Origin of the sequence: Rhodococcus sp. JG-3 (genome assembly GCF_000482405.1) — a bacterium.
Taxonomy (GTDB): domain Bacteria; phylum Actinomycetota; class Actinomycetes; order Mycobacteriales; family Mycobacteriaceae; genus Rhodococcoides; species Rhodococcoides fascians.
Genome location: NZ_KI519398.1, coordinates 2,541,314 through 2,562,522 on the forward strand (window position 1 = coordinate 2,541,314; position 21,209 = coordinate 2,562,522).

Sequence of the window (21,209 nt, forward strand, 5' to 3'; positions counted from 1 at the left end):
CTGCTCGGTGCCCACTGCTGGGTTCTCACTGCTGGGTCGGTGCGGGCTCTCTGGCATGGTCGACCAAGTCGTGCACCAGTCCGATGATGACGTCCATCTGTTCGATGACTTCCACGCGCAGTCGGTCCTGTTGCTCGTCGGGCATGACCGGGGCATTCGGGCCGTCGAGGGACATCAACAGATCGATGTTGGTGCGCAGAGCGGTCAATGGTTCCATCAGTTCGGCACCTGCGTCGACTATCAACTGTCCCTGTCGTGCCCGCGACCGCGAGAGCGCAGCCAGCATCTCGTTGAAACTGTTGGCGAGAGACGCCAGTTCGTCGTCTCCGTTGACGTCGATGGGCTCGAAGGCACCCGTCCTGGCCACTCGTTCCGTACCGGCGCGTAACCGTCTGACCGGACGAAGTCCGGTGCGAGCGACGGCTGCGCCGGCCACACCAGCGAGGGCCACGAGGAACGCCCCGACGAGGATCAGGGCAAGCGTGAGTTTTCCGAGCAGTGGTGAGGTACCGCTCAGGGCTTCGGCCACCATGATCGTCTCACCGGAATCGGTGCGCTCGGCGGATATGTAGTAGCCGCGAACCTCCCGCAGTGACCGATCGGTGCGGCCCTCGGTGACCGCCTTCTCCGGATCGTCGAGCCCACCATCGGAGTTGGTGAAGGGGTAGGTGCCGTTGGACGAGGACACCAAGGTGCCATCGGTGGTCATCAACGCAACTTTGACCGCGGTTCCTTCCGTGTCCTCGATCCCGAACCCGAACAGATCGGCCGGCACTCCCGACGCTGCGCTGGCGATCAGCGCATCGCTGTTTCGGCCGACACGGTCGATGATCTGCGAACGAAGCGACTGCTCTGCGACGAGGTAGATCGCCAGAGCGCTGACCGCAACGGCGAGCGCGGCCAGGCTCATCGTCAACACTCGAATCCGTCCGTGCAACGACAGCGCCCTCGGGCGGGTGTGCGCACGTGAATACGTCATGGATCGAGTATGCCGGTCGGCAGCGACCAGAATTCGCGAGGCTGCCATGAGGAGGCACCGCAGAGCGCACCGATACTCAGAAGGGCGGCTCCTCGTCTTCTTCGTTGGTCGGTTCTGGCTCGGGGGTCGGGTTGTCGGGTGGGTCGGGGTAGGCGATGATGCCTGATCTTCTGGGTTGGGTGGGGATGTGTGGCCGGAGGTCGTTGCCGATGATGGGTACTGTGGTTCCGTTGGCTGGCAGGGTGATTCGGGTGGTCTTCGAGGTGGAGGTCCATAGGATGGCGCCGCCGGGGAGCATGACGGCGGTCCAGTAGCCTGCGGTTTTGACGCTGTGGTGGTATTCGCAGAGGCATTGGAGGTTGTTGACGGTGGTCCAGCCGCCGCCGAGGGGATTGGCGTGGTCGAACGGGATCACGTGGTCGATTTGGCAGCGTGCCGCGGGTCGGTGGCAGCCGGGGAAGCGGCAGTGGCGGTCGCGTAGCCGGACGGCGGCGGTGGTGAGGGCGTCGGGTCGGTAGATCAGGGCTCGGTCGGTGAGGGGGTCGCGCCCGACGGACTTGCCGAGAGTGGGGTCGGCGGCGATGGCGGCTTCGAGTGCTGCGGCGAGGGACGCATTGCCGAGGTAGATGCCTGCCGGTGTGTGCATGATGCGGCGGTTCGACCGGATCATCGAGGGTAGGTCGAGGGCAGAGCTGTGCCGTGCGCCCCGGCCGATTGGGGTGTGAGTACAGAACAGTGCCGCTGCGGAGGCAAGGGCATTCCGACGTCGTTGCCGGGTGTCGTCATCAACGGTCGGCTCGGGTGGTGTCGGAACAGTCGTCGAATCGGTCTGTGCAGCAGCCGAACCCGGACCCGGCCCTGCATCGTCCACGCGTTCTGCACTGTCGGTTGCATTCTTGGTCGCGCCTTCGGTGTGAGTTGTCGGTGCTGCCGTGTCCGCTGGCGCTGACTTCTCCGTTGCGTTGTCCGTCGGCGCTGCTGCGCGCGTTGCGGTGCTGGTGCCTGTGTCTGTGCATGTATCCGCATGCGCTGGAGGTTTATTCGATTCCGTCGCGTTCCATTCGGCTACGTTCGATGCTGCCGACTTCGGCTGTGCCGGCTCGGGTTCTGTCGTGTTCGGCTGGGGTGTGGTGTCTGTGGTGTCTGTCGATTCAGCCGATCGTCGTTCCCACTCCCCGGTCTCCGGGTTCTGCACCGCCAGTCCGAGTGCCTCTGCAAGGGTCACTGCTTCGGTGAGCAGGATCTGCCACTGACTGTTGCGTGCCAACTCTCGTGCGAGATCGGGGTCGATGGATCCGTGCCCGGCCAGATACGCAGGGTTCGCGAGCAGTCCGATGAGGGTGGCGATGTCGACGGTGATCATCGTCAACGGCACCCGACGATCCGGCAGCTCTGCGTCTTTCTTCGGGCAGTCTTCACGTTGACACAGGCATATCAGCCGGGGCTCTCCGTGCATCCGCGCCATGAAGGCATCGCACAGTCGTTCCTGTTTGCCGCGCGGATCCTTGACACACACCGTGTCGGCCATCTCCTCGAGCAACTGCCATGCCGCCGCCGCTTCGGGCGCGGTCAACTCCGCTCGGATCCGCGCCAACTCCCCAGCTGGGGCATAAGAAACATTGCGGAACTTCTTCGCGAAGTCGCGTAGTGCTGCTGCTTCCTCGGGCGCGACCCGCAGCAGAATGTCCCAGATCTCCTTCTCCAGTGGACCCGGTGACGACCGTCGGGCCGCTTCGACGATGTCGCCCTCGACGGACTTGACGATGTCGTCCGAGAGGTTGTCGAGGATCCGGCACACCGTACGTACGCGGGGGAGGTCGATGTCGCCGGCCTCGAATGCGGTTTTCACCAGAGGAAGCCGGATGTGCAGTGCCACGCCGACGGACACGTAGGCTTCGGCGACGGTGGCGGAGCAGCTCAACGCGAGTGCCATCTCGGTGCGTCCGTACCGGCTGTACTGCCGATGCTTCGCATCCTGCGCGATGCAGGTGAGGTGGAAGTCGTAGCAGGCAGCGATCTTTCGGGCCGCATGCCGATTCTCTTCCCGCGCGGCAGTGATCAACGCCTCCAACGACACCACTGGTGCAGCCATTTTTTTCACCCCCCGGTGACCCCCAGTTCAGAACATGCGTTCGAACTGGGGAAAGCGTATCTCCACCCACCGACAAGAATGGAAAGGTGCCTCGTGGGCACGTGCTGACACTGCCTGAATACGTCGGGCTGATGCTGTGGTGCGGCAATCGACGCCATGTTGCACGTTGTCGTTGCCGAGTTCGGCGCAATCGACGTTCTGGTTCTCAATGCCTCGGGTGGCCTGGAGTTCGGTGCAGAACCCGACTACGCGATGAGTATCAATCGCGACGCGCAGGTGGCGCTGGCTCGCGCGAGTATCGACCGTATGGAGCCGGGCTCGCGGATCGTCTTCCTCACCAGCCATTAGGCGCATTTTCACGGCAAGAAACCGGTCCCCGTCGAATACGAACCCGTTGCTGCGAGCAAACGGGCGGGGGAGGATGCACTACGTGGGATGATTCCTGAATTGGATTCTCGGGGAATCGAATTGGTCGTGGTGTCCGGGAACATGATCGAGGGCACGATCGTGGTCACCCTGCTCGAACGTCGTAACCCGGACTCAGTCGCTGCGCGAACCGCGCAGGGTGCGCTCCCGACCATTGCGGAGTTCGCGTCGGCTGTGACGGAGGCTGCAATCGGACCCATCGAGAAGTCCGACCGGACTGTCTACGTCGGTGGAGCCGACTACCTCGACGGGTCCGTGTCGGGGTAGTCGGCTCCGCTCGATCGGAAGAAGAATCAGCTACCGAGAACGCAGAACTGACCGCTCGTGAGGTTCAGTGCCAACGACAGCGGCCCTACGCAGTCGACGCCGCGTGCCTCGGATGTGGCACCGGATCCCCATCCTGCGACCGCGAGGGTCGTCTGGCCGGCATCTGCCCACGAGTGCGCGATTCCGCCGCCGAGTGCGAGCGCGTATGCCGTGCCCGCGTTCTTGCTTGCTCCGAGCGCGACACCGTAACCGTTGGCGTAGGTGTTGGTTGCGCCCGGCCCGTCGTTGACACTGACGGCAGTACCGCTGTCAGCGGCACCGGCGGTGGCGCTTCCGGGTCCGTTCGAGGTGGCTCCGCAGCTCGCTGTGTCACTCACCTGGATGTCGTTGGCCGAGGGCGGCGACGCGCACGTGACCGGTGCCGCCGACGCGGTGGCGGTGCCGGCGAAGGCGGCCGCCGTCAGGCCCGATCCGATGGCGAAAATAGCTGCGGTGCGGGCGATTCGACTACCGAACCGACTGAACGTTCGCGCGGAGGAGGAGTTGGAAGAAACCGTACGGGGCAGGGAAACAGAGAACAACAGAAAGCTCCTTCACGAGCGAAACGGGTCGGTGCGGCACACGGTACCCCGCTCCGGGGGTCCGTGACAGCAAGCAGACACAGATTGTGTAACGGTGCCGATGGCATCGGGAGATGAATCGTCGTAGAAGTCCGATTTCTCGGACCCCTGCGGTATCGGTCGAGCCGGTTCGTACCGCCTTCGTACTGCCCAGGTTCTACGTGTGCAGTCCGGTCGATTCCGTTCCGTCAGTTCATGATTGGGGCTTGTTTGTCGGCTCGGTGCCGGTGTCCGAAGCGGGTGGCGATGCTCCGAGTCGGCATGCCCGGGCGACCGCCGAACGAAAGGAAATTGTTATCGGAGGGCTGGCGAGCCGTCGGACGCGGCTCGATAGTTGGGTCTCACAGCGCAGGTGCCGTTCCGACCAGATCGATTTGTCGACGCTCACAATCGATTTGACGTGCGAGGACGCAGACATGCCCACCGGGCCGAACGGTTGTTTCACCCGGATCACGGACCCGTGGCGCCGCCGTATGTTGCGATCTTGTACTCGGTTGCCACGAGAGACAGTTGCAGTTCTCGGATGCGCTTGTGAACAGCGTCGCGATGCGCGACGAGCATCTCGAGTCGTTCCGGGACGGTCTGGTCGCCGCTGTCGACCAGCGCGACGTATCTCCGGAGGTCGCGCATGGGCATACCCGAGAGCCGCATCCTTGTCAGGAACACCAATCGACGGACGGCCGCGGAATCGTATCGTCTGTGCTCGAGTCCGTCGCGATCGACGTCGATGAGGCCGCATCGCTCGTAGTACCGCAGCGTGTGTGTGGAGATGCCGAGTAGTTCGGCTACCTCGGCGATACCGAGCGGTTCGGGCAGTTCCGACGGCTCGATCAGGTCGTGCAGCAGCTCCACCGTCAGGGGCGCAGCCGAGTCCACGGCCGCCGACAGCGCCCTGTTCATCAATTCGTTCGTCGACATGAGAGGGAAGATAGTCCTACCTGGGCAGTCATACCGGACGGACGGATTCGGGCACACCAGGGAAATCCGCGCTTGCGGACAATTCGGCATGGGTGTTCAAGGAGTCGAGTTCCCGACGGTACGACTCGCGTAGCCGTCGAACCGCTTCTCGCCCCAGTGGGATGCGCAGGGGAGCGGATTCGGCGTCGACCAGTCGGCGGATGATGTGCGCGGCGCGGGCCGGATCGCCCTCTTGCCGTCCGTCGACGTCGAGCATGTCGACTCTGAGCGCGCCCAACAGGGCGGTGTAGGCATCGATGGGGTCTGCGATCTCGAGTACATCGGCATTGTTGAACCCGGTCCTGAACCGACTCGGTTCGACGATAAGAACTCGAATGCCGAACGGAGCAACCTCGCCGGCAAGGGCTTCCGACCAGCCTTCGAGCGCGAATTTACCTGCAGAGTACGAGCCAGCACCCGGGAACGAGACGCGGCCGCCCTGGCTGCTGATCTGCACGATTGTTCCCGCGCTCCGTTCTCGCATGTGAGGCAGGACTGCGCGGTCCAGAGCAGCAGGCCCGACCACGTGTTGTTCGAGCATGTCGCGCAATCGCGTGTCGTCTATCTCCTCCGCCGCACCGATCTGCCCGACGCCTCCGTTGTTCACCAGTACGTCGACGCGTCCGAACCGGCCGATCGCGGCCTCGACGACGGTCGGCGCGGATTCGGTGTTTCTGACGTCGAAGGCGATGGTCAGTAGGGATTCCGGGTTCTCGGCAACCAGGTCGTCGAGACGTTCGGGTCGCCGCATCGCTGCGACGACGGTGTCGCCTGCCTCCAGGGCGGCGACGGTGAGCGCCCGACCCAGGCCGGAGGATGCTCCGGTGATGAGCCAATGCCGTTGTCCGAGCGGTTGTGTCATGAACGGAAAGCTATGGCTTCGAGCGCACTCGAACGCAAATCGTTCAGACGCTGCCCTGATAGTCGTGTTGGCGCCAGGCCTCGTACATTGTCACTGCTGCGGCGTTCGCCAGGTTGAGTGATCGGCGTCCGGGGATCATCGGGATGCGCAGCTGATCGGTCACATGGGGGTCGTTCAAGACGTCGTCGGGGAGTCCGGTGGGTTCCGGTCCGAACAGTAGGACGTCACCGGGTTGGTAGGCGACGTCGGCGTAGGAGCGTGTTGCGTGCGCGGTGAAGGCGAAGACCCGTTCCGGGGCCAGTGCGGACCACGCCGACGGCAGGTTCTGGTGCACGGTGACCGACGCGAGGTCGTGGTAGTCCAATCCCGCACGTTTGAGCTTGGGTTCGGACATGTCGAACCCGAGGGGGCCCACGAGATGCAGTTCGCATCCGGTGCCGGCGACGAGGCGAATCGCATTGCCGGTGTTCTGCGGAATCCGGGGCTCGAAGAACATGAGTCGAAACACCCGGATCACTCTGCCACCACGAGCCCGGGGAGGATGGGGCAGGTGGACGACGAACAGACCATCGGCGAAGATTTCTCGGATTCTCGACTCGACGGGCGGGAGTGGTCGGGAAGGCAGTTCGTCCGGTGCACCTTCCGTGACGCGGACATGAGCAATGTGCGGACCGACTCGGTCGTCTTCACCGAATGCGACTTCACCGGTACCGACCTCACGGATTCGGTGCACACCAACTCGGCCTTTCGATCGTGCACGTTCACTCGAACCAACCTGCAGCACAGCGTCTTCCGTCACTCGACGTTGATGGGATCGGTGTTCGTGGACACTCGCATGCGTCCGGCCACCTACGACGAAGTCGATTTCACGTTGGCCTCGCTGGGTAATGCCGACCTGCGCGGCGTCGATCTGACCGGATGTCGGATGCGGGAGGCGAACCTGACCTCGACCGATCTTCGCAAAGCGGTGCTGCGGTCCGTCGATCTCGCGGGCGCACGAACCGTCGGTGCCAAAATGGAGGAGTCGGACCTGCGCGGAGCCGTCGTCGATGCGTCGCTGTGGGTCGGCGCAGGGGTGCGCGGGGCCAAGATCGAACTGATGCAAGCAGTGGCCTTCGCGGCTGCGCAGGGTCTGATCGTCGAGAGCTGACCGCGGTGATCGGCCCGGCGCGCCGCCGGGCCGACAGAACCTGAAACAATGGCCCGGTGACTGCAACGATCCTCGATGGCAAAGCGACTCGTGACGAGATTTTCGTCGACCTCACCGCCCGTGTGGCACGTCTGCGGGAGCAGGGCATCACTCCCGGCCTGGCGACGGTGCTCGTCGGAGATGATCCGGGTTCTGCCGCATACGTGCGGGGCAAGCACAACGACTGCGCGAAGGTGGGCATCACTTCCATCCGACGCGATCTTCCCGCGGATATCACTCAGTCCGAACTCGAAGCGGTCATCGACGAGCTCAACGCCAACCCCGACTGCACCGGGTACATCGTGCAGCTTCCGTTGCCCAAGCATCTGGACGAGAACGCCGCGCTCGAGCGCATCGATCCCGACAAGGATGCCGACGGTCTGCACCCGATCAACCTCGGCCGCTTGGTGCTGGGCAAGGACGCCGCACTGCCGTGCACCCCGCGGGGCATCGTCCACTTGCTGCGGCGCTACGACGTCGCACTCGACGGGGCGCGCGCTGTGGTCATCGGCCGCGGTGTGACGGTGGGCCGGCCGATCGGACTGCTGCTGACCCGCCGTTCGGAGAACGCGACTGTCACGTTGTGCCACACCGGAACTCGTGATCTTGCCGCAGAGGTCTCCCGCGCCGACATCGTCATCGCGGCCGCCGGGGTTCCCGGTTTGATCACCGCAGACATGGTCAAGCCCGGGGCGGCTGTGCTCGACGTCGGGGTCACCCGCACCGAGGACGGATTGCGCGGAGACGTCGCGGACGACGTCGCCGAGGTGGCCGGTTTCCTGTCGCCCAACCCCGGTGGAGTCGGTCCGTTGACGCGCGCGTTTCTGCTGTCCAATGTCGTGGAGCGAGCCGAACGCGCTGCGGCCCAGAGTTGAGCGAGCCGAGGTGAACGACGTACAGGATGCGCGAGGCGATCACGTGCCGGGTCTCCGAGCGGCGCTCGCTCGGAATCTACCGATGGTCGTGGTGTCGATCATCGTGCTCGCTGCGCTGGTCCTGGTTCTCGCCGACCGTTGGCGGCGCGGCTCGTTCATCTTCGGGTGTGCAGCGGTGGTGGCAGCGTTGCTGCGACTGTGCCTGCCCGAGTCACGCGTCGGAACCCTGAAGGTGCGCAGCAGGGGATTCGACGTGTTGGCGCTGGGAGGCGTCGGCGGTGCCATCGTCTTTCTGTCGCTGTCGATCGATCCCCTGGGGACGGACTGACGTAGACCGATCGATTCGGGTCAGCGCCGTCCGAGGCGGGCGAGCTCCATCGTCTCGGCCAGCAGCTTCGCCACCGAATCGGCCTCGGTGAGAAATCCGTCGTGGCCGTCTCGCGACTGGATCACTTCGAGCCCCCGGCACTGTGGGAGTTCACGCGCAATTTCTTTCTGCAGTCGAAGCGGGTAGAGGCGATCGGAATCGACGCCCCCGACGATGGTCGGAACCGGCACGGACGCAAGGGCTTCGGCGACTCCGCCGCGTCCTCGGCCCACGTCGTGCCGGTTCATCGCTTCGCTCAGAAGAACGTACGTCGCCGCGTCGAATCGATTGACCAGTTTGGCGGCCTGATGCTCGAGGTAGCTCTGCGCGGAGTACCTGCCGCCGGCCCACGGATCCTCGTCGTTCTGCGGAGAGTTCCCGAACCGAATGTCGAGTTCGCTCTCGGTTCGGTACGTCAGATGCGCGATGCGACGAGCGATCCCGAGTCCGGCGGTCGGGGCGGTGCCGGTGTCGTGGTAGTTGCCGCCGAGCCAACCCGGATCGGCCTTGATCGCAGCGATCTGGGTGGTTTGTGTCCCGATCTGGTCCGCTGTCGCGCGGGCACCGACGGCGAGCACCAGCGCGGCACCCACCCGATCCGGATGTCCCACAATCCATTCGAGGGTGCGCATGCCACCCATCGACCCGCCCACGACGGCGGCGAACCGATCGATGCCCAGAACGTCGGCCACCGCGACCTCTGCCGCCACCTGATCGCGAATCGAAATTTCCGGGAAGCGAGAACCGTACGGGGTGCCGTCGGGGGAGATGCTGCTCGGCCCGGTGGTGCCTCCGCATCCGCCGAGCACGTTGGTGGCGACGACACACCATTCGTCGGTGTCGATGGGGCTGCCCGGGCCGACCATCCCGTTCCACCAACCGGGCAGTACGTGGTCGGCATCCGGCGGTCCCGAAACGTGGGAATCACCGGTCAACGCATGTTCGACGAGCACGACGTTGCTGCGATCGGCCGCCATCTCGCCCCAACGCTGCACCGCCACGGTCACGTGCGGAATGTGAGAACCGTTCTCGAGATCGAGACCACCGATGTCGATGGTTCCCAACCGCCCGTCCGGAGACGGAAGGACCGCCTCCGGACGAACGCCTGTATTCAAGCTGTGGCTCAAGACGCCGCCGCGCGGAAGCCGACCTCGAGATCGGCGATGATGTCGTCGATTCCTTCTATACCGACGGCCAGACGCACGAGGCCAGGAGTGACGCCGGAGGCCAACTGCTCTTCCGGGGTCAACTGCGAATGCGTGGTGGACGCGGGATGGATGACGAGAGAACGCACGTCTCCGATGTTAGCCACATGACTGTGCAGAGTGAGAGCGTTGACGAACTTCTTGCCCGCGTCCACTCCTCCCTTCAGCTCGAACGCGATGATCGCGCCCTGCCCCTTCGGGAGCAGCTGCTGCCCGCGCTCGTACCAGGGCGAGGATTCGAGTCCGGCGTAGTTGATCGAGACGACGTCGTCGCGACCTGCCAAGAAGGCGGCCACCTTCTGCGCGTTCGCCACGTGCCGCTCGATTCGAAGACTCAACGTCTCGAGGCCCTGACTGATGAGGAACGCATTGAAGGGTGACACCGCAGCCCCGATGTCGCGCAACAACTGCACCCGCGCCTTCAGCGCGAAGGCCGGAGCGCCGAGATCGGCGAAGACGACACCGTGGTAACTCGGATCCGGGGTGGTGAAGTTGGGGTGACGGCCTTGCGTCCAGTCGAACGTTCCGCCGTCGACGATGACGCCCGCGATCGCCGTGCCGTGACCGCCGAGGTACTTCGTCGCCGAGTGCACCACGATGTCGGCACCGTGCTTCAGCGGCTGCAGCAGGTACGGCGTCGCGACGGTGTTGTCGACGATCAGCGGAATGCCGTTCTCGTGGGCGATCGCCGAAATGCCGGGGATATCGAGAACGTCGTTCTTCGGGTTGGAGATCGTCTCACCGTAGAACGCTTTGGTCGAAGGTGTGATGGCCGCGCGCCACTGCTCGAGATCGTCCGGATCGTCGACGAACGAGACGGTGATCCCGAGTTTGGGAAGCGTGTAGTGGAAAAGGTTGTACGTGCCGCCGTAGAGCCGCGGGCTCGAGACGATGTGATCGCCCGCCTCGGCGAGATTTAGAATGGCGAACGTTTCTGCTGCTTGGCCCGACGCGAGCAGAAGCGCTGCTACGCCCCCTTCGAGAGCGGCGATGCGCTGCTCGACGACATCCTGCGTGGGATTGATGATGCGGGTGTAGATGTTGCCCGGTTCCGCCAGGCCGAACAGTGCGGCCGCGTGGTCGGTGTTGTCGAAGGTGTACGAGGTGGTCTGGTAGATGGGCAACGCACGAGCCCTGGTGGTGCCGTCCGGTGTCTGACCCGAATGGATCTGCTTGGTCTCGAAGCTCCAGTCGGCCGAGGGATCGGTGAACGGATCCTCGGTGGGTGCTCCGGTGGCGTCTACGACGTCGGGGGTCGAATCGGTCATGGCTGGTGATACTCCGTTTTCTCAGACGTGTTTTCTGTCGAATGAAGCTCGAGAACTCGAGCGTTACGGGGCGTATCGGTACAGCAACACATGAGAACCTCCTGACATGCCTCGGCCCGTGGGGACCGAAGATCAGTGGGTCCGCTTCGGAGCGGACCCGCGCTTGTCGATACGACACGGATGTGTTGCATCGGCCTGGTCGTTCACCCGGGGCACCCCACCGCGGTTGGAGGGTTGCCGGCCAGCAAGCCGGGGCTCGATGCTGGCACTCATGACCTGGCAGGAATCTTAGCGGGTACGGGTGTCTCGGGGGAACGAGGGCGCTCACGACCCTCGAGCAGATGCTCTGGTGAGGACAATCACCGCCCGACGACTCGAAAACCGGTCGCCTCGGGGAAGACAATGAACACGACGAACGTTGTGCCGTCCGGTCGGGCTGTACTGAATCGATCCACCAGGTCGTCGATTTACCAGGTCGTCGATCCACCAGCCCCTGGCCCGCTCTGTAATCCGATTGCTTACGAAGGTTGTTCTGCTGTGACTGTCACCGATTCCGCTCTCGCCAGAAACGTCAGCGCCGTGCGCGGCAAGGTGTCGAGTGGGTTGAGTGTCGGCCATCGACCGCACTCGACCCGCCGCAGGCTCGCCATGCTGGCCCTGTCCATCGGCGGCTTCGGCATCGGCACCACCGAATTCGCGTCGATGGGCCTGCTCCCGGACATCGCGACGACGATGGGAATCTCGGAGCCGTCGGCCGGCCACATGATCTCCGCCTACGCGCTCGGCGTCGTCGTCGGTGCGCCGACCATCGCTGCTCTTGCGGCGCGTGTTCCTCGGCGCATGTTGTTGCTGGCGCTGATGGTGGCGTTCACGCTCGGCAATCTCGGGACGGTCTTCGCGCCGAGTTTCAACGAGTTGGTGGCGTCCCGGTTCGTGGCCGGTCTGCCGCACGGCGCGTATTTCGGCGTTGCGGCACTGGTGGCAGCGCACCTCGCCGAACCGGGTAAACGGGCCAAAGCCGTCGCGATGGTGATGATGGGTCTATCGGTGGCGAACGTCGTCGGTGTACCGGTGGCGACCTGGATCGGCCAGGCACTCGGGTGGCGAAGCGCATTCGCCCTCGTCGCCGTGATCGGGTTGCTCACCGTCAGTGCACTCGTCCTGTGGATGCCGCGACTCGACGCCATGCCGACCACCAGCCCGATCACCGAGCTCGGTGCCCTCCGCCGTGGCCAGGTGTGGATGACCCTGTTCGTCGGCATCGTCGGATTCGGCGGCATGTTCGCGGTGTACACCTACATCGCGTCGACCCTGACCGACGTCGCAGGCCTTGCCCGTGCACTGGTTCCGGTGGCCTTGATGATCTACGGCCTCGGCATGGTTGCCGGCAACTACGCGGGCGGTTGGTTGGCCGACAAGTACAAGCTCAAAGGCACCTTCATCGGGCTGGCCGCGACCGCGGTGTCCCTGGCCGTCTTCGTCGTCGCGGCTCACAACCCGGTGACCGCGCTGCTTCTCGTGTTCTTGATCGGCGCGTCCGGCTCGTCCGTCGTCCCCGGACTTCAGACCCGTCTGATGGACGTGGCGGAGGACGCGCAGACTCTCGCCGCGTCACTCAATCACGCGGCGTTCAACCTGGCCAATGCCATCGGAGCCGCGGTGGGCGGTGCGGTGATCGCCGCAGGTCTCGGCTACACGGCACCGGCCGCCGTCGGCTCGGGTCTCGCTGTTGCCGGCCTGGGCGTTCTGTCCGTCGCCATGTGGATGGAGAAGCGCTCGGCGGCATGAGAGTCAGGACGTGATGGTGGTGGCGGTTCCGCCGAGCGCCTCGGACATTGCCGGAGCCACCTTGTCGATCACGTACGGCAGGCTCAGCACACTCGTGAAGTAGATCGCCCCCGCCGTCACCCCATCGGTGAAGACGAGGTTGCCGTCCTTCACCGGCTGCAGAGCGTTGTACACCGGTTCCTTCTCCAACTGGCCGCGATCGCCCGGGTTCTCCGTTCCCCAGATCAGCACATCTGCAGTGTCGAGGACCGACAGGTTCTCCAGCGGGATGCTCGCCTGCGCACTGCCGTCGGCCGGCACGAACGCGTCGATGTCGTCGGGGATCACAAAACCGAGCTTCGTCAGGAAGTCGGTGCTCAAACCGTCCTGGTACGCGATGGCCTTGCCCTCGTAGAACGCGTTCTGCAGGAAGATCGCCTTCTTCCCTGCGAACTCGGGGTGAGCCGCCGCGGCATCGGCGAACTTCTGATTCACACCGTCGATGAGTCCGTCCACTTCGGCTTTCTTGCCCATCGCCCGGCCGATCTTCTCCGCCTGTACGTCCCAGGGCTCGAAGTAGGCGGTCGACGCGTCGGACTGGGCGAGCGTGGGTGCGATGTTGCTCAGAGTCCGGTAGCTGTCCGCGGTGAGACCGGCGTTGGTGGCGATGATCAGATCGGGCTCGAGGGCGGCGATCTTCTCGGTCTCGAAACCGTCGCCGTTGTTGGTGAGCACCTCGGGCTGGGCATTTCCCAGCGCGGCCCGAGCCCAGGGCCAGGTCGCGTACGGCTGGTCGCCGTACCACTCCGTCACTCCGACGGGGATCACGCCGAGGGCCAACACCGTGTCCTGTTCGGTGTATCCCGCCACCACGACGCGCGTGGGTTCCTCGGGAACGACGGTCTCGCCGAACGCATGCTTTACCGAGACGGGAAAGACGCCCGAGCTGGCGGTCGTGGGGGAGTCGGGGCCGTCGGACGTGCCGTCCGAGTTCGAGCAGGCGCTCAGTAGTCCCGCCGTGGTCAGCGCGATCGCGCACACCGCCAAAGTTCTCCGAAGTGGTCGGGTACGCATCGAGTGGGCCTTTCGTCAGGTCGGGTATCGAAAGGAAGGGTAGCCCACCCTTAGTTCGACTTTCAGGTCAACCTTCACCGAACCTCCACATTTCCCGACGAAGTCCTCCATGTGCGACCTCTAGGGTCAATTCTCATGAGCCGCACAGTTCTCGTAGTCGACGACGAACCCACGATCTCCGACGCCGTGGCCGCTCGACTGCGAGGCGAAGGGTACGAGGTGGTCACTGCCGCCGACGGCCCCTCCGCGGTGGAAGTGTGCGGCCGGATCGACCCCGACGTGGTGGTGCTGGATCTGATGCTTCCCGGTTTCGACGGACTCGAAGTGTGCCGACGCATCCAGGCGTCCCGGCCGGTACCGGTACTGATGTTGACGGCCAAGTCCGACGAGACCGACATGCTCGTCGGGCTGGGCGTCGGTGCAGACGATTATCTGGGCAAGCCGTTCAGCATGCGTGAACTGGTCGCGCGTGTGCACGCTCTCATCAGGCGCGCCGAGCGCGTCGTCACTCCCGAGCAGTACACCACTCGAATCGGCGACGTGCACATCGATCACCGGGAGCGACGCGTCTCCACCGACGCGGGCGACATCCACGTCACCAGAACCGAATTCGACATCCTGGCGTATCTGGCCGCTCGACCTCGCACGGCGGTGTCCAGGGAGACCCTGCTGTCGGAACTGTGGGGTTGGGACGATTCGGCCAGCAGTCGTACCGTCGACAGTCATGTGAAAGCGTTGCGGCGCAAGCTCGGTGGCGACCTGATTCGTACCGTCCACGGCGTCGGATACGCCGTGGAGGCACCGCGATGAGGCCGATGCTGCCGCGTCCGCTCGATCCCTTGCGGTCGTTCAAACTCAAGGTCTCGCTCGTGGTGGGCATCGTGCTGGTGCTGGCGAGCGTCGTCTTCTGGATCGGGGCCGGCTGGCAGTTTCGCTACACACTTCTCGCCGCATTGATCGTGTCTTTGGCCGCAACACAATTCGTCGCGCACGGCATGACGTCGCCCCTGCGAGAGATGACCTCGGCAGCCAAAGCGATGGCGCGAGGCGACTATTCGACCCGGGTGCGTGCCACGTCCCGCGACGAGGTGGGCGAGCTCGCCATCGCGTTCAACACCATGGCGAGCGACTTGGAAGCCGCCGAGAAGTACCGCCGCGAGCTGATCGGAAACGTCTCCCACGAATTGAAGACTCCGATCGCTGCCTTGCGGGCAGTGCTCGAGAACATGGTCGACGGGGTGACCGAACCCGACCCGGCTACGTTGTCGGTGGCTCTCGGCCAGACCGAGAGACTGGGAAACCTGGTGACCGAACTGCTCGATCTGTCGAGGGTCGAGGGCGGAGTGCTGAGCATCGCCCCGACGGAATTCCCGGTGCGCCCCTTCCTCGAGGAGGCGACCGGCGTTCACCGAGAACGAGTATCGATCGTCGTCTCACCCGGTGCCGGGACGGTCGTCGCCGATCGCGCTCGAATGACGCAGGTGATCACCAATCTCGTCGACAACGCCGTACGGCATTCGCCGCAGTCGGGCACGGTGAGTATCCGGGCGCATCGAACCGGGGACCGGTTCGCGTTCGATGTTCGCGACGAGGGTCCCGGCATCGCACCGGCCGACCGTCACGCGGTGTTCGACCGGTTCACACGCGGCGGATCCACCGACGGCGGAACAGGTCTCGGACTCGGAATCGCGCGGTGGGCCACCGAACTGCACGGCGGGACCATCGACGTTCTCGACAGTGAATCGGGCTGCCACATCCGAGTGGCCATCCCCGGGCGCTGACGACCCACCTTCTCTCACACACCCACTCACCTCGACTGCTCGTCCCTGGACCGCAGCCGCGGTTCGGCATGCCTCGAACACAGAAATGGATGACAGCCATGACCACGATCGGAATACCCATGCACCCCAGAACGCGGCCTCGTCGATCGCTGTGGAGCCCTCGAACCTGGCCGGTGCTGCGACACTCTCGGGCACCCCGCGCGGCACTTGTCGGAGCGCTCGCTGCCGGCCTCGTCAGTGCAGTGGTATTGGGCTACAACAACTTCGGCGTACCCATCACTGCCGCAAGCATCATGGCTGTCGTCGTAGCGGTACGACGCGCGTCGTTGTCGCCGTGGGAGTGGGTGGGTGTGGCGGGGGTCCTCGCCTTGTCCAGCGTCGCGGCGCTACGAGAGGCGGAGTGGATCGTCGCTCTGTCCGTTGCCCTTGCTGTCGTCGTCGGGTCGGTGGTTCTCTCGCGGGCCTGGACTTGGACGGGCATCGCTCTCGGCGCCGTGCTGCCGGTGCTGCTGCCCTTGCGGGTCGTGCGGTGGACGCGACGAGGGGCGGGAACCATCGATCTCGACGGGCCCAAGCCGATCCGAATCGGCGTGGTCGCCGCCGTCACCGTCGCGCTCTGTGTGGTGTTCGCCGCGCTGTTCGGGGCGGCGGATCGACGGTTCGCGGATGCGCTGGGCTCGGTCACTCCGCAGTTCGATCTCGGATCGATTTTCGGCCGAGTGGTCGTTTTCGTACTGACGGCCGCAGGTGCCCTCGCCGCCGCATACGTGGCCGTGCGTCCGCCGCGCTTCGACCGCCTGGCGGCAACACCGCGTCGCACACTTCGGTTGTGGGAGTGGGCAATACCGCTCGGCGCTGTCGTCGGCCTGTTCGGGGTATTCGTCGCCTTTCAGATTCCGAGCTTGTTCGGCGGCCAGGGACACGTTCTGAGCACCGAAGGTTTGACCAACGCCGAGTACGCACGGCAGGGATTCTGGCAGTTGCTGACGGTGACGGTATTGACCTTGCTCGTCATCGCGGTCACCGTGACCAAGGCCGAACGAACGGACCTACGCGACCGACTCGCATTGCGGGTTCTGCTCGGCGCGCTGTGCGCACTGTCGGTGGTGATCGTGGCGTCGGCGTTGCATCGAATGTCGTTGTACGAGGAGCAGTACGGCTACACCACCCTGCGGCTGTTCGTCACCGCCGTCGAATGGTGGTTGGGTTCGGTGTTCGTATTGCTGCTCGTCGCGGGCGTACGGATGTCGGGTCGCTGGCTTCCGCGAGCAGTCGGTGTGGGAGCAGTGCTGACCGTTCTCGCCCTCGCGGCCCTGAACCCGGACGCGTACATCGCGCGGCAGAACGTCGAACGGTTCGAGGAGACGGGGCGGATCGACGTGTTCTACCTCGGCGGGTTGTCGGCGGACGCAGATTCCGAACTCGATCGCCTGCCCGAACGTGTTCGTGAGTGTGTTCAGGCCCGGGGCCCGGTCTCCTGGGGAGACAGCTGGTACCAGTGCACAGACCCGACGGTATCTGTACCCTGAGCAACGACTCGACGATCGGTGACGTAAGGACGGAGGTGCACGATGGGCTATCAGAACCTCGTCGTCACGTCGGTGCTGTTCTTCACGCTGCTACTGACGACTCCGGCCGGACCGGCGGATCTCGCACTGATCATCGTCGCTGCTCTGGCGGCAACGGTGTTCTACGCGCATCGTGCCGGGGCGCTGAGCCTTCTGTACCGTCCGTCGAACGTCGGACCGAATGCGGAGGAGCGCCACCTTCGTGGCTCGTTCCGACGCCAACATCGCCCCGACGCACCCGGTCGCCCGCAGCCGCGAGCACCCGGTCTCCTGGTGGGAGCGCTGTAGTTCGACAGCTCTCCCACACCTCACGTGCCCCTGGTCCACGAGGTTCATCGGGAGAATCACCATGTTGTCCATCGACAACGCCACCCGCCGTCTCGATTCGACGGCTGCATTCGACGTAATTTCCAGGCGTGCGGTGTCGCCGTGGCGAGCCGCAGTGGTCACCCTCGTCGGAGTGACGGCAGTCCTGCTGGTCGTCTTCGCCGTCGTCGATGCCCAGCCCGCGGCCCAGATAGCGATGTTCGGTGCGCTGGTGGCTGCGGCACTGCTGGTGACGGGTGCATCGGCCGACGTCCTCGTCGTGGTGCCGCCCGCGTCCACAACCGCCGGATCCGACGGCGGCAGACTCCGTGGGGCCTACCGCAGACAAGAGCAACCCGACGCGCCAGGCCGCCCTATGCCGAGAGCACCCGGATCGGTTCACGGACCGGATCGGTGGCTCCAGTTCCGCTGAGCCACTGCGAGATCCGGTCGAGACGTCATCCGACCGATTTCTCTCTCAGTGAGGCACTCCATCATGCTCGATTTCGTCTATTACCCCGTCTCCGCGGTGCTGTGGTTCTGGCACCGGGTATTCGGTTTCGTGCTCGGCCCCGACAACGGCGTCGCCTGGGCCTTGGCCGTCGTATTTTTGGTCTTCACGCTACGAACGCTGTTGATCAAGCCGTTCGTCGGTCAGATTCGTTCACAGCTCGCTATGAAGAAACTCCAACCCAGGCTCGAGGAGGTACGGAAGAAGTACTCCGGTGACCGGGCTCGACAGGCCACGGAAATCCGCACAGTGCAAAAGGAACACGGGGTGAACCCACTGATGGGTTGCCTCCCGCTGTTCGCGCAAGCACCGGTGTTCATCGGTCTGCTGCACGTGTTGCGCTCGTTCAACCGGACGGGAACCGGGTTCGGGCATCTCGGTATGTCGGCGCAGGAGAATGCGAGTACAGCCAACTACGTGTTCGGTGCGGGCGATGTGCAGTCGTTTCTCGACGCGCGGCTGTTCGGCGCACCGATCTCCGCTGCCGTCAGTAGCTCTCGAGATGTTCTCGAAGCGTTCGGTCCGTTCGGTGGGGTGCCGTCGGTGTGGAGCATCGCGGTCGTCGCAGTGCCGTTGATGATCGTTGCCGCGGTGGCTACCCACCTGAACTCCCGGGCATCGATCGCGCGTCAGGATGCGGCCGCCGCGGCGAACCCGCAGACCGCGATCATGAACAAACTCGCGCTGTGGGTCTTCCCGGCCGGGGTGCTGATCGGTGGCCCGGTGCTGCCCGTTGCGGTGCTGCTCTATTGGGTGAGCAACAACATCTGGACCTACGCCCAGCAGCACATCGTCTACCGACGGATCGACCGGGAGCCGGTCGCGGTGCCGAAGGTGGCATCGGTGGTGACGGCTCCGAAGCCAGGAGCCAAACCGAAGAGAAGGTGAGCCTGCGGAGGCCACCTGCCGGTTGTCGGTGGCCTCCGCTACGGTCGTCGGCGTGCCGATCACTATTTCCACTGTCAACGTCAACGGGATCCGCGCCGCTGTTCGCAAGGGCATGCTTCCGTGGCTCGAGGCCACCGATGCCGACGTCATCTGTCTTCAGGAGACGCGCGCCAACGACGGCGAGCTGACCACAGCACTGGCCCCGGCCCTCGATGCGGGATGGCATCTGGCGTCGGCGGAACCGTCGGCGAAGGGACGCAACGGTGTGGCCCTGCTGTCGAGGGCCGCGCCGGAGGCGATCAGAACCGGCATCGGCGTCGCTGAATTCGCCGACGCGGGTCGCTACATCGAAGGAGACTACGGTGACGTCACCGTGGCGAGCCTGTACCTGCCGTCGGGCGAGGTGGGGACCGACCGACAGGACGAGAAGGAACGCTTCATGGCGGCGTTCGCGAAGTATCTCGCCAAGACCGCCAAGGCAACGACGTCTGCCGAGCGCGACGTCGTGGTCTGCGGCGACTGGAACATCGCCCATACCGAAGCGGATCTGAAGTCGTGGAAGACCAACCGCAAGAAGTCGGGATTCCTGCCCGAAGAACGTGAGTGGGTATCGCGATTGCTCGCCGAGAAGTCACCGTGGACCGACGTGGTGCGTGAGCTGCACCCCGGCGTCGAGGGGCCGTACAGCTGGTGGTCCTACCGCGGCAAGGCGTTCGACAACGACGCCGGGTGGCGCATCGACTACCAACTCGCCACCAGTGATCTGGCCGAGCGTGCGAAAGAAGCTGTCACCGAAAGAGCGGAGGCGTACGACCAGCGGTGGTCCGATCACGCGCCGGTGACGGTGCGCTACCGCTAGGAGCGGAGCCTGCGGAGTGACCGGGGTGGTAGGAGCGGAGCCTGCGGAGTGACCGGGGTGGTAGGAGCGGAGCCTGCGGAGTGACCGGGGTGGTAGGAGCGGAGCCTGCGGAGTGACCGGGGTGGTAGGAGCGGAGCCTGCGGAGTGACCGGGGTGGTAGGAGCGGAGCCTGCGGAGTGACCGGGTTGCTAGGAGCGGAGCCTGCGGAGTGACTGGTGTGGCAAGGCAACGGGTACGGGTCGGGGACGGCGTGAAAAGATTGCAGCATGTCTTCTCCTGACTCGATCGACACGTCGCAGGGTCCGCGTCGTCGGGTGCTCTCGGGCATCCAACCGACGGCGGATTCGTTCCATCTCGGTAACTACCTGGGTGCGGTGCGGAACTGGGTGGAGTTGCAGGAGGAGTTCGATGCGTTCTACTTCGTTCCCGATCTCCATGCGATCACGGTTCCGCAGGACCCGAAGGAATTGCGTCGACGCACCCGGATAGCGGCCGCGCAACTGTTGGCGGTGGGTATCGATCCCGAGAAGTCGACGTTGTTCGTGCAGAGCCAGGTTCCCGAGCATGCGCAGTTGGCGTGGGTTCTCAACTGCATCACCGGGTTCGGCGAAGCCGGCCGGATGACGCAGTTCAAGGACAAGTCCGCCAAGCAGGGTCGCGATCACACCAGCGTCGGGTTGTTCACCTATCCCATTCTGCAGGCCGCGGACATCCTGCTGTACCGGCCGAATCTCGTTCCGGTGGGCGAGGATCAGCGTCAGCATCTGGAGTTGACTCGCGATCTGGCGCAGAGGTTCAACTCGCGGTTCAAGAAGACCTTCGTGGTTCCCGATGCACACATCATCAAGGGCACGGCCAAGATCTTCGACCTGCAGGATCCGACGGCGAAGATGAGCAAGTCGTCGTCGAATCCGGCGGGCATCGTCAACATCCTGGACGATCCGAAGGTGTCCGCGAAGAAGATTCGTTCGGCAGTGACGGACAACGAACGCGATATCGTCTTCGATCCGGAGAACAAGGCAGGCGTCAGCAATCTTCTGGTGATTCAGTCCGCTCTGTCCGGGAAGAGCATCGATGATCTGGTCGCCGGTTACGCAGGCAAGGGCTACGGCGATCTCAAGTCCGACACTGCCGACGTGCTGACCGAGTTCGTGGTTCCGCTGCGCGAACGAATGGACGGATTCATGTCCGACGTAGCCGAATTGGATCGCCTCCTCGCTGTCGGTGCGGATCGAGCCAGGGAGGTCGCAAGCAAAACGCTGGCTCAGGTGTACGACAGGGTGGGGTTCCTTCCTCCCGGCGCATAGCCCTGTCAGTACACGATATTCGCGCTACACGACATTTCGAG

Annotated in this window: 23 protein-coding genes and 1 riboswitch; of the genes, 14 read left to right on the forward strand and 9 right to left on the reverse strand. The window is 64.5% G+C overall.

Annotated elements, in window-relative coordinates; translation table 11 throughout:
• Positions 1 to 25 precede the first annotated feature (25 nt).
• Together K414_RS0113410 and K414_RS28235 are read right to left on the reverse strand one after the other, a co-directional pair.
• Positions 26 to 979 (reverse strand): HAMP domain-containing protein, encoded by a 954-nt coding sequence (locus K414_RS0113410; RefSeq protein ID WP_037220164.1) that lies wholly within the window; start codon positions 977 to 979, stop codon positions 26 to 28.
• Between the two features lie 76 nt (positions 980 to 1,055).
• Positions 1,056 to 3,071 carry an HNH endonuclease signature motif containing protein gene (locus K414_RS28235; RefSeq protein WP_152530427.1) on the reverse strand — a complete coding sequence of 672 codons (2,016 nt, stop codon included), beginning with the start codon at positions 3,069 to 3,071 and terminating at the stop codon, positions 1,056 to 1,058.
• Between the two features lie 156 nt (positions 3,072 to 3,227).
• Here K414_RS28235 and K414_RS28240 point away from each other — a divergent pair, with 156 nt between their 5' ends.
• Positions 3,228 to 3,419, forward strand: coding sequence for a hypothetical protein (locus tag K414_RS28240; protein WP_027496391.1), 192 nt, complete (start codon positions 3,228 to 3,230; stop codon positions 3,417 to 3,419).
• Between the two features lie 87 nt (positions 3,420 to 3,506).
• A complete protein-coding gene (locus K414_RS28245; protein ID WP_027496392.1) occupies positions 3,507 to 3,764 on the forward strand; it encodes a hypothetical protein in 258 nt (85 codons plus the stop codon).
• Positions 3,765 to 3,790: 26 nt separating this feature from the next.
• Here the strand turns inward: K414_RS28245 and K414_RS0113430 are convergent, their stop codons facing one another.
• The 4 genes from K414_RS0113430 to K414_RS0113445 form a co-directional block, all read right to left on the reverse strand.
• Entirely contained in the window at positions 3,791 to 4,345 is a 555-nt protein-coding gene (locus tag K414_RS0113430; RefSeq protein WP_027496393.1) for a DUF6764 family protein, read from the reverse strand.
• Between the two features lie 489 nt (positions 4,346 to 4,834).
• Positions 4,835 to 5,302: a MerR family transcriptional regulator gene (locus tag K414_RS0113435; protein WP_027496394.1), complete on the reverse strand. Its 468-nt coding sequence runs from the start codon at positions 5,300 to 5,302 to the stop codon at positions 4,835 to 4,837.
• Positions 5,303 to 5,330: 28 nt separating this feature from the next.
• The gene (locus tag K414_RS0113440) at positions 5,331 to 6,203 is read right to left on the reverse strand and encodes an SDR family NAD(P)-dependent oxidoreductase (protein ID WP_027496395.1); all 873 of its coding nucleotides are present in this window, start codon (positions 6,201 to 6,203) and stop codon (positions 5,331 to 5,333) included.
• A 43-nt stretch (positions 6,204 to 6,246) separates the two neighbouring features.
• The gene (locus K414_RS0113445) at positions 6,247 to 6,711 is read right to left on the reverse strand and encodes a tRNA (cytidine(34)-2'-O)-methyltransferase (protein WP_179271319.1); all 465 of its coding nucleotides are present in this window, start codon (positions 6,709 to 6,711) and stop codon (positions 6,247 to 6,249) included.
• Positions 6,712 to 6,744: 33 nt separating this feature from the next.
• On the opposite strand from K414_RS0113445, the gene K414_RS0113450 reads away from it, so the two are divergent.
• The 3 genes from K414_RS0113450 to K414_RS0113460 all read left to right on the forward strand — a co-directional run bounded on the left by K414_RS0113450 (position 6,745) and on the right by K414_RS0113460 (position 8,595).
• A complete protein-coding gene (locus tag K414_RS0113450; protein WP_032366683.1) occupies positions 6,745 to 7,353 on the forward strand; it encodes a pentapeptide repeat-containing protein in 609 nt (202 codons plus the stop codon).
• A gap of 56 nt (positions 7,354 to 7,409) precedes the next feature.
• On the forward strand, positions 7,410 to 8,267 hold the full coding sequence (locus tag K414_RS0113455; protein WP_027496398.1) for a bifunctional methylenetetrahydrofolate dehydrogenase/methenyltetrahydrofolate cyclohydrolase: 858 nt from the start codon (positions 7,410 to 7,412) through the stop codon (positions 8,265 to 8,267).
• A gap of 82 nt (positions 8,268 to 8,349) precedes the next feature.
• Positions 8,350 to 8,595, forward strand: a complete 246-nt coding sequence (locus K414_RS0113460; protein WP_045842095.1) for a DUF3017 domain-containing protein — start codon at positions 8,350 to 8,352, stop codon at positions 8,593 to 8,595.
• A gap of 20 nt (positions 8,596 to 8,615) precedes the next feature.
• On the opposite strand, the gene K414_RS0113465 is transcribed toward K414_RS0113460, so the two are convergent.
• Positions 8,616 to 9,698: a homoserine O-acetyltransferase gene (locus tag K414_RS0113465; RefSeq protein WP_230593015.1), complete on the reverse strand. Its 1,083-nt coding sequence runs from the start codon at positions 9,696 to 9,698 to the stop codon at positions 8,616 to 8,618.
• Between the two features lie 59 nt (positions 9,699 to 9,757).
• Positions 9,758 to 11,107, reverse strand: a complete 1,350-nt coding sequence (locus tag K414_RS0113470) for a bifunctional o-acetylhomoserine/o-acetylserine sulfhydrylase (protein ID WP_080732016.1) — start codon at positions 11,105 to 11,107, stop codon at positions 9,758 to 9,760.
• A gap of 154 nt (positions 11,108 to 11,261) precedes the next feature.
• A riboswitch (SAM riboswitch) is annotated at positions 11,262 to 11,384 on the reverse strand.
• Between the two features lie 371 nt (positions 11,385 to 11,755).
• Between K414_RS0113470 and K414_RS0113480 the strand changes: the two genes are divergently transcribed.
• Positions 11,756 to 12,895, forward strand: coding sequence for an MFS transporter (locus K414_RS0113480; RefSeq protein WP_032367243.1), 1,140 nt, complete (start codon positions 11,756 to 11,758; stop codon positions 12,893 to 12,895).
• A 3-nt stretch (positions 12,896 to 12,898) separates the two neighbouring features.
• Here the strand turns inward: K414_RS0113480 and K414_RS0113485 are convergent, their stop codons facing one another.
• Complete coding sequence (locus tag K414_RS0113485; protein ID WP_027496403.1) at positions 12,899 to 13,948, reverse strand: ABC transporter substrate-binding protein; 1,050 nt, start codon at positions 13,946 to 13,948, stop codon at positions 12,899 to 12,901.
• A gap of 135 nt (positions 13,949 to 14,083) precedes the next feature.
• Between K414_RS0113485 and K414_RS0113490 the strand changes: the two genes are divergently transcribed.
• From K414_RS0113490 to trpS, 8 genes are all read left to right on the forward strand, one after another.
• Entirely contained in the window at positions 14,084 to 14,758 is a 675-nt protein-coding gene (locus K414_RS0113490) for a response regulator transcription factor (protein ID WP_027496404.1), read from the forward strand.
• Complete coding sequence (locus tag K414_RS0113495; protein WP_027496405.1) at positions 14,755 to 15,729, forward strand: ATP-binding protein; 975 nt, start codon at positions 14,755 to 14,757, stop codon at positions 15,727 to 15,729. The genes K414_RS0113490 and K414_RS0113495 overlap by 4 nt, the downstream gene beginning before the upstream one ends.
• Before the next feature lie 98 nt (positions 15,730 to 15,827).
• Entirely contained in the window at positions 15,828 to 17,258 is a 1,431-nt protein-coding gene (locus K414_RS0113500) for a DUF4173 domain-containing protein (RefSeq protein WP_027496406.1), read from the forward strand.
• 42 nt (positions 17,259 to 17,300) lie between these two features.
• A complete protein-coding gene (locus K414_RS29395) occupies positions 17,301 to 17,585 on the forward strand; it encodes a DUF6412 domain-containing protein (protein WP_027496407.1) in 285 nt (94 codons plus the stop codon).
• 61 nt (positions 17,586 to 17,646) lie between these two features.
• Positions 17,647 to 18,036 (forward strand): DUF6412 domain-containing protein, encoded by a 390-nt coding sequence (locus tag K414_RS26965; RefSeq protein WP_051365106.1) that lies wholly within the window; start codon positions 17,647 to 17,649, stop codon positions 18,034 to 18,036.
• 63 nt (positions 18,037 to 18,099) lie between these two features.
• Entirely contained in the window at positions 18,100 to 19,002 is a 903-nt protein-coding gene (gene yidC, locus K414_RS0113515; protein ID WP_027496408.1) for a membrane protein insertase YidC, read from the forward strand.
• A gap of 52 nt (positions 19,003 to 19,054) precedes the next feature.
• A complete protein-coding gene (locus K414_RS0113520; RefSeq protein ID WP_027496409.1) occupies positions 19,055 to 19,861 on the forward strand; it encodes an exodeoxyribonuclease III in 807 nt (268 codons plus the stop codon).
• Positions 19,862 to 20,127: 266 nt separating this feature from the next.
• Entirely contained in the window at positions 20,128 to 21,168 is a 1,041-nt protein-coding gene (gene trpS, locus K414_RS0113525) for a tryptophan--tRNA ligase (protein ID WP_027496410.1), read from the forward strand.
• Positions 21,169 to 21,209 lie beyond the last annotated feature (41 nt).